Genomic DNA, 7,101 nt, shown 5'->3' with positions numbered 1-7,101 from the left:
CAACATATCGAAAAAATGTTGGCAGAAATTACAAAATAGTAGATAAAAAGAACTCAATATTTGAGTTCTTTTTACATGTGCTTATTTGAAAATGCAAAAATTTTAGTGTATAATGTTAAATATCAGAGCAAGGAAGAAGCCAGAGATATGGTAAAATTCTTTACAATTAGGCTCGAATTAGCCCAGACATCATTTATGTTGTTTGTTGAGTCAACTTATTTTTTCTTTGCGTTTTGCTGAGCACAGGAAGAGATTTCTGAGTTCTTGCAACTATCATCCATTACGAAGCCTTCCTTATCGATTCAAAGGAGTTCTTATGTATTCTCTAACTGTAGAGTCTCTATGTTTGAAGATTCATATTTACCCTTCCTTCTCCTAATTTAAAGAAAAGGAATCGATCTTGCTCTGTTTACCTTGTGTTACGCAAGGTTTTTTTGTAGATTGAAACTCGGAAATTTACGATTTTAACATCAAGTGGTATAATATTAAGTATCCTGATGAATAGAGGAAGTCATATGAAAGAATTTAATAAATCCATCAAATTAGAGCACGTCGCGTATGATATTCGTGGTCCAGTTCTCGAAGAGGCTATGCGTATGCGAGCAAATGGGGAAAAGATCCTCCGTTTGAATACAGGAAACCCTGCAGAGTTTGGTTTCACAGCTCCTGACGAGGTTATTCATGACTTGATTATGAATGCGCGTGATAGTGAAGGTTATTCGGATTCAAAAGGAATTTTCTCAGCTCGTAAAGCTATTATGCAGTATTGCCAATTGAAAAAAATTCCTAATGTTGATATTGAAGACATTTATGTAGGGAATGGTGTCAGTGAGCTAATCGTTATGTCCATGCAAGGACTTCTAGATAATGGTGATGAAGTTCTAGTGCCAATGCCTGACTATCCATTGTGGACTGCTGCTGTCAGCTTGGCTGGGGGAAATGCTGTTCACTATATCTGTGACGAAGAAGCAGAATGGTATCCAGACCTTGATGATATCAAGTCAAAAATTAGTTCAAATACCAAGGCTATTGTCTTAATCAATCCCAATAATCCAACAGGGGCTTTATACCCTAAAGAGCTTTTACTAGATATTATCGAGATTGCTCGCCAAAATGACTTGATTATCTTTGCGGATGAAATCTACGATCGTATGGTCATGGATGGACTTGTCCATATACCAGTCGCAAGTTTGGCTCCAGATCTTTTCTGTGTCAGCATGAATGGTCTTTCAAAATCTCACCGTATCGCAGGTTTTCGTGTAGGCTGGATGGTCTTGTCTGGGCCTAAACATCATGTAAAAGGCTACATTGAAGGTCTTAACATGCTCTCTAATATGCGACTCTGTTCTAACGTTCTAGCTCAACAGGTTGTTCAAACTTCTTTAGGTGGTCACCAGTCGGTAGATGAATTGCTTCTTCCTGGTGGTCGCATCTATGAGCAAAGAAACTTCATCTATAATGCCATTCAAGAAATTCCAGGTTTGTCAGCAGTTAAACCTAAAGCAGGTCTCTATATCTTTCCTAAAATTGACCGCAATATGTACCGCATCGACGATGATGAACAGTTTGTGCTCGATTTCTTGAAGCAAGAAAAGATTCTCTTGGTACATGGACGAGGATTTAACTGGAAAGAACCAGATCATTTCCGTATTGTTTATTTACCACGTGTCGACGAATTGGCACAAATACAAGAAAAGATGACCCGCTTCTTGAAACAGTATCGTAGATAAGGCTTTCATGGGAAAAAGCTGGAAACATTTGCTCGGGGCTATTGACAAATGAATCAGAATCAGATAGAATAGTAAAGTATGTTTAGTAACTGATCACATTATAGCCGGCTAAACGAATACAAAATCTATGAGGAGGTATTCATCGTGAAACGTACTTATCAACCAAGTAAACTACGTCGTGCGCGCAAACACGGATTCCGTAACCGTATGTCAACTAAAAACGGTCGTCGCGTATTGGCAGCTCGTCGTCGTAAAGGACGCAAAGTTTTGGCTGCATAATCCAAACGAATGAAACAAAGAAATCAGTAGGAACTCGAGCCTACTGATTTTTCTTTTATCTAAAAGATAGAATTTTCTAAAGTCATTGGTCGAGAATGGAAATTTTAGAAAATATATTGGAAATAACACATATAGAAAAAGCTCAAGATCAGAAGATAATTTCTCTGATTTTGAGCTTTTCTTTATTCTTTCAAATGATATGAATAGCTAGCAACGACGACATCTTCGTGCCATCTGAGAGCATATTTTAATTTAAGGCTCATTTGATTGTGGAGGATATTTTGCCAAGGTTTGTTAGGGATAAATTGGGGTACTAGAACTGTAACCGTGTAGTTCTTTTTCTTGGCTTCTTGAGAGATTTTTCGAACATATCGAACTGTAGGTGTGATAATATTGCGATAGTTGGTATTAATGTTTTTAAGAGTAATATTTGGGAAGTAGTCGGCAAATTCTTGGAGGATTTCTTGGTCTTTTTCCTCAGTTTCCTTGGTGGAAATGTGCATGGCCAAAACTTCATCTCCGATGCTTTGAGCGTAATTAATCGCTCCAACACTGACTCGAGTAACATTTCCTACTAAGACAAGGACGACATTGCCATCGTAGCTTTGTTTTTGAATCCCTTCATAAAGTCGAAGTTGTTTGGCCACTTTTTGGTAATGACTGTGGATGGACAAAAATAGGAAGGTTAGGACCAGGATAATTGGGAAGAATGGCCAGATATCTCCAAGCCTGAAGAGGAGTAGAATAAGGACGATAGCGTAACAAATGATAGCGCCGAGGATGTTAGCAAAGGCAGGTTTTAAGAAATGAGAGCCTTTTTCTTTTTTCCAGTGGCGAATCATACCTGTTTGAGAAAGTGCAAAGGGGACGAAAACTCCGATAGTATAAAGAGGGATCAAGCGTTCTGTATTTCCGTTGAAAATAAGCAGAAGGATTATAGCGCCAAAAGCTAAGGTTAAAATACCGTTTGAATAACCCAAGCGGTCTCCCTTTTCCATAAAGAGATGGGGCATGTACTTGTTCTTAGCCATATTGTAAGCCAACATTGGAAAGGCAGAAAAACCAGTATTTGCAGCAACGGCTAGGATTAGGGCAGTTGAGAATTGGAAGAGATAATAAACAATCTGACCGGGAGCTGAATTCCCTAAAATCCCTTTAGCCATTTGTGAAAGGATTGTTTCTCCGTGTTGAGGTGTAATTCCCATCCAGTAGCTTAAGAAGGTAATGCCTGCAAATAGAAATCCGAGAATCAGAGACATGATGGTCAGTGTCTGAGCAGCGTTCTTCTCTTTGGGAGTTTTGAAAAATGGAACGGCATTTGAGATAGCTTCAACCCCTGTTAGTGAAGCTGAACCGCTGGTGAAGGCTCTTAAAATTAGGACAATTGAGAGGCTTGGGACGGTTTGACCAATTGCAGAAGTTGCATGATAGCTGAGAGAACCTGTCGACAGTTGGAAGATACCAAACAATAAGAGGAAGACCGTACTAAAGATAAAGAGATAGACAGGGATCATCAGAGAGCTTGCGGATTCCTTTAGTCCTCGTAGATTTAAAAGCATGAGCAAACATACTAGAAAAATGGAGATGTAGAGGTTGTAAGGATGGAGAGAAGGAAGTGCAGCAGTGATTGCATCTGCACCTGCAGCCACAGATACGGCTACTGTTAGCATGTAATCAACAAGCAGGCTTCCTCCGGCAATCAAACCTAGCTCAGGTGATAGGTTTTCTCGAGTAACCATATAGGCTCCCCCGCCTTGAGGGTAGGCATGGATGATTTGTCGATAAGAAATGGTCAGGCTAGCTAATAGTAAGAGGACAAAGATGCCAATAGGGAGACTCCACCAAATAGCTAGGGGAGAAAGACTAGCCAAGACGAGGACGACCTGCTCGGGTCCATAAGCAATAGATGATAGAGCATCGCTTGAGAGCATTGCGAGTGCTTGTGTTTTTCCAAGAAGTCCTCCTTCACCCTCTGTTAAGGATTTAAGGGGACGACCAATGAAGGTATATTTTAGTTTTGTAAACATTTTCTTTCCTTTTTTGAAAATTTCAACAAGAGTTATTATACTGCTATGAAAATAAGCAGTCAAGAAAAAATGAATGATTTCAAAATATTTTTTCCTATAAGGATGAGACTACTTTTTTTGGTATAATAGAAGGTAGAAAAAACGAGGAAATATAAATGATTTTTGATACTCATACCCACTTGAATGTGGAAGAATTTTTGGGACGCGAGGAAGAAGAAATTGCCTTAGCAGCTGAAATGGGCGTAACTCGTATGAATATCGTGGGTTTTGACAAGCCTACTATTGAGCGGGCCATAGAACTAGCAGATAAGTATGATCAACTCTATGCGACTATTGGTTGGCATCCGACAGAGGCAGGGACCTATACAGAGGATGTTGAGAATTACTTGCTAGAAAAACTAAAACATCCAAAAGTGGTTGCCTTGGGTGAGATTGGTTTGGACTATCATTGGATGACAGCGCCTAAAGAAGTGCAGGAACAAGTTTTCCGTCGTCAGATTCAGCTATCTAAGGAACTAGATTTACCTTTTGTGGTTCACACCCGTGATGCGCTAGAAGATACCTATGAGATTATCAAAAGCGAGGGAGTTGGTCCTTGTGGCGGGATTATGCACTCATTCTCAGGTTCTTTGGATTGGGCAGAGAAGTTCGTGGAGCTTGGTATGACTATTTCTTTTTCTGGAGTGGTGACCTTCAAGAAGGCGACAGATATTCAGGAAGCAGCCAAAGATTTACCTTTGGATAAGATTTTGGTAGAAACGGATGCACCTTATTTAGCCCCAGTACCCAAGCGTGGTCGTGAAAACAAGACAGCTTACACGCGCTATGTAGTAGACTTTATTGCGGACTTGCGTGGTATGACAACAGAAGAATTAGCTGCTGCGACAAGTGCCAATGCAGAAGGCATCTTTGGATTGGAAAGTAAATCATGAAAGAGAAAATTTACCAAGTCATCGTAGTCGAAGGACGTGATGACACGGCAAATCTAAAACGTTATTTTGATGTGGAGACCTATGAGACTCGTGGATCGGCTATCAATGAACAAGATCTTGAACGAATTCAACGTTTACATGAGCGTCATGGGGTGATTGTTTTTACAGATCCTGATTTTAACGGGGAGCGGATTCGTCGGATGATTATGACGGCCATTCCGACAGTGCAACACGCCTTTCTCAAACGAGAAGAAGCAGTGCCTAAGTCTAAGACAAAGGGACGTTCTCTAGGAATCGAACATGCCAGCTACGAAGATTTGAAGACAGCTTTGGCTCAAGTCACCGAGCAGTTTGAAGCAGAAAGCGACTTTGATATTAACCGTAGTGACTTGATTCGTCTAGGTTTTTTAGCCGGAGCGGATAGCCGAAAACGCCGAGAGTATCTGGGCGAACAGCTACGCATTGGCTATTCTAACGGTAAGCAACTCCTCAAGCGTTTAGAGTTATTTGGCATCAGTTTAGCTGAAGTTGAAGATGCCATGAAATCTTATGAGAATTGAGAAACTACCCCAAAATGTAAGGGGAATGTGATACAATAGAAGTAATCATATACGGTTTAATCAGGCTTGGTAGCAATCATTAGAAAAGTGACTCCATAGGATTTGTGCTGAGTGGAGATAATGAGGAAAAGTTATGGGAATCTTTGATTTTTTAAAAAAGACAGAAGCAACAAAAACAACTGAATCCAATAAGGAAACAGTAGAAACAAGAGACAATGCTTGTGTGGGAGTTCTAGATTTTCTTCCTATGAAGGAAACGAATCAATTATTGATTGTTGGGAGTTTAGAAGGGACTCTGAAGGTTGGGGATCAGTTGCAGTTATGCAATCCTGACCAAGGAATGGAGGCTCTTGGTACTGTAGAAGTCAAAAAACTCAGCAGTCAAAACAAAGATGCAGATAGTCTAACTGATGAAGTTCTTGCCCATCTAGTAGTTGATAGGAATCCTTCTTTGGATGAATTGAAAAAGGGAAGTGTGCTCTTTAGTTCAGGCATTGATGAAGAGCAAAAATTATCTAGCTATTCAGATGCTCTTTATCGTGCTTTTGTAGCCATCCAAGAGGGGCAGTTGACCAACGAGGATTATTTGGCAGCTAGCCTTGATGACAGCGTAGAGATTTTACGTCTCTTTTTATGGAAATGCCGTCAAAATCAGGAAACTGAAAGTGAAGAAAGCTATCAAATCAACACTCGTAAGTTGGAACGTCTAGCAGAAATTGTCAAGGATAAGTTGTTAGTAGCAGATTCAATTTATGCTGTTTATTCGGAAAAAACAGGCGAACCTTACCTCTTTTCAACTACTTATGACAGAGGTGAGGAAGGTTATCTGTGTACTGATCCCATGATCATGCTTTTGACCCCATCTTGGTATCGCCAATTCAAGGAAACCATTGACAGCCGACCAAACTCAGTCGTAAAATTGATTGAAAATACGGAAGATAAAAAAGGGATTGAAAATTTCCTAGGGACAGCCTTTTACTTAAATGGTGCCTTGGGAGCAATCTTTAATTCCAAGGAAGTCAGCATCAGTGCTTCAGCCTTAGTCCAAAAACCAGATTTTTCTGATTTGCCAGAAATACAAGTGCCTGTCATGAATCCTGATCTAGTAAGATGGATGCTCTTGATGGGGCAGATGGATCAACCGACTACAGAAGAGCAAGAACTAGTTTATGGGCTTTACTACAAGTTCTTCTCTATGGCTATGCCTAAAGCAAAATTCTTGCTTCCATTAGATGCAACATCAGGATTCCCAGAGGATAATTCAGAAGGAAATTCCTTTGTTTTGGAAAAAGACGCTAACTTTAATATTCCCGTTAGAGAGGGAAAAGATGGACGAAATTCCGTCCCAGTATTTACTGATTGGAAACGTCTACGAATGGTTTTCGATGAAAAATGGAATGGCATGATTGAAGAAGCGGGAGGCATGATTGAAGTTTTTGATTATGCCATTAACCCAACTGAGTATTATGAAGCGGGTGCCTATGTTAGCCTAACAGCTTTTAGAGACATGCAAAAGCTTAGTGAGGGACAAGAAGGAAGAACTCAAGATTAGAAAGTTCTTTAATATTAGAAA

Annotated in this window: 6 protein-coding genes; 5 read left to right on the top strand and 1 reads right to left on the bottom strand. The window is 40.0% G+C overall.

What is annotated here, in order from left to right; all coding sequences use genetic code 11:
• Nucleotides 1-515 precede the first annotated feature (515 nt).
• Together PAN07_RS04945 and rpmH are read left to right on the top strand one after the other, a co-directional pair.
• The gene (locus tag PAN07_RS04945) at nt 516-1,730 is read left to right on the top strand and encodes a pyridoxal phosphate-dependent aminotransferase (protein WP_269797324.1); all 1,215 of its coding nucleotides are present in this window, start codon (nt 516-518) and stop codon (nt 1,728-1,730) included.
• Between the two features lie 144 nt (nt 1,731-1,874).
• A complete protein-coding gene (gene rpmH / locus PAN07_RS04940) occupies nt 1,875-2,009 on the top strand; it encodes a 50S ribosomal protein L34 (protein ID WP_000831905.1) in 135 nt (44 codons plus the stop codon).
• Between the two features lie 182 nt (nt 2,010-2,191).
• Here the strand turns inward: rpmH and PAN07_RS04935 are convergent, their stop codons facing one another.
• The gene (locus PAN07_RS04935; protein ID WP_269797323.1) at nt 2,192-4,036 is read right to left on the bottom strand and encodes an APC family permease; all 1,845 of its coding nucleotides are present in this window, start codon (nt 4,034-4,036) and stop codon (nt 2,192-2,194) included.
• Between the two features lie 155 nt (nt 4,037-4,191).
• Here PAN07_RS04935 and PAN07_RS04930 point away from each other — a divergent pair, with 155 nt between their 5' ends.
• From PAN07_RS04930 to PAN07_RS04920, 3 genes are all read left to right on the top strand, one after another.
• A complete protein-coding gene (locus tag PAN07_RS04930) occupies nt 4,192-4,968 on the top strand; it encodes a TatD family hydrolase (RefSeq protein WP_269797322.1) in 777 nt (258 codons plus the stop codon).
• Nucleotides 4,965-5,528 (top strand): ribonuclease M5, encoded by a 564-nt coding sequence (gene rnmV, locus PAN07_RS04925; RefSeq protein WP_269797321.1) that lies wholly within the window; start codon nt 4,965-4,967, stop codon nt 5,526-5,528. The genes PAN07_RS04930 and rnmV overlap by 4 nt, the downstream gene beginning before the upstream one ends.
• A gap of 133 nt (nt 5,529-5,661) precedes the next feature.
• Nucleotides 5,662-7,080, top strand: coding sequence for an SseB family protein (locus tag PAN07_RS04920; RefSeq protein ID WP_269797320.1), 1,419 nt, complete (start codon nt 5,662-5,664; stop codon nt 7,078-7,080).
• Nucleotides 7,081-7,101 lie beyond the last annotated feature (21 nt).

Source organism: Streptococcus sp. SM5, assembly GCF_027497975.1.
Note: the sequence above shows the minus strand (reverse complement) of the source record. Positions and strands in the feature narration are given on the sequence as shown.

What these genes read in the sequence shown, in the direction of transcription:
- PAN07_RS04945 (WP_269797324.1), top strand. Translation starts at nt 516, where the DNA reads ATGAAAGAATTTAATAAATCCATCAAATTAGAGCACGTCGCGTATGAT.
- rnmV (WP_269797321.1), top strand. Translation starts at nt 4,965, where the DNA reads ATGAAAGAGAAAATTTACCAAGTCATCGTAGTCGAAGGACGTGATGAC.
- PAN07_RS04935 (WP_269797323.1), bottom strand. Translation starts at nt 4,036, where the DNA reads ATGTTTACAAAACTAAAATATACCTTCATTGGTCGTCCCCTTAAATCC.
- PAN07_RS04920 (WP_269797320.1), top strand. Translation starts at nt 5,662, where the DNA reads ATGGGAATCTTTGATTTTTTAAAAAAGACAGAAGCAACAAAAACAACT.
- PAN07_RS04930 (WP_269797322.1), top strand. Translation starts at nt 4,192, where the DNA reads ATGATTTTTGATACTCATACCCACTTGAATGTGGAAGAATTTTTGGGA.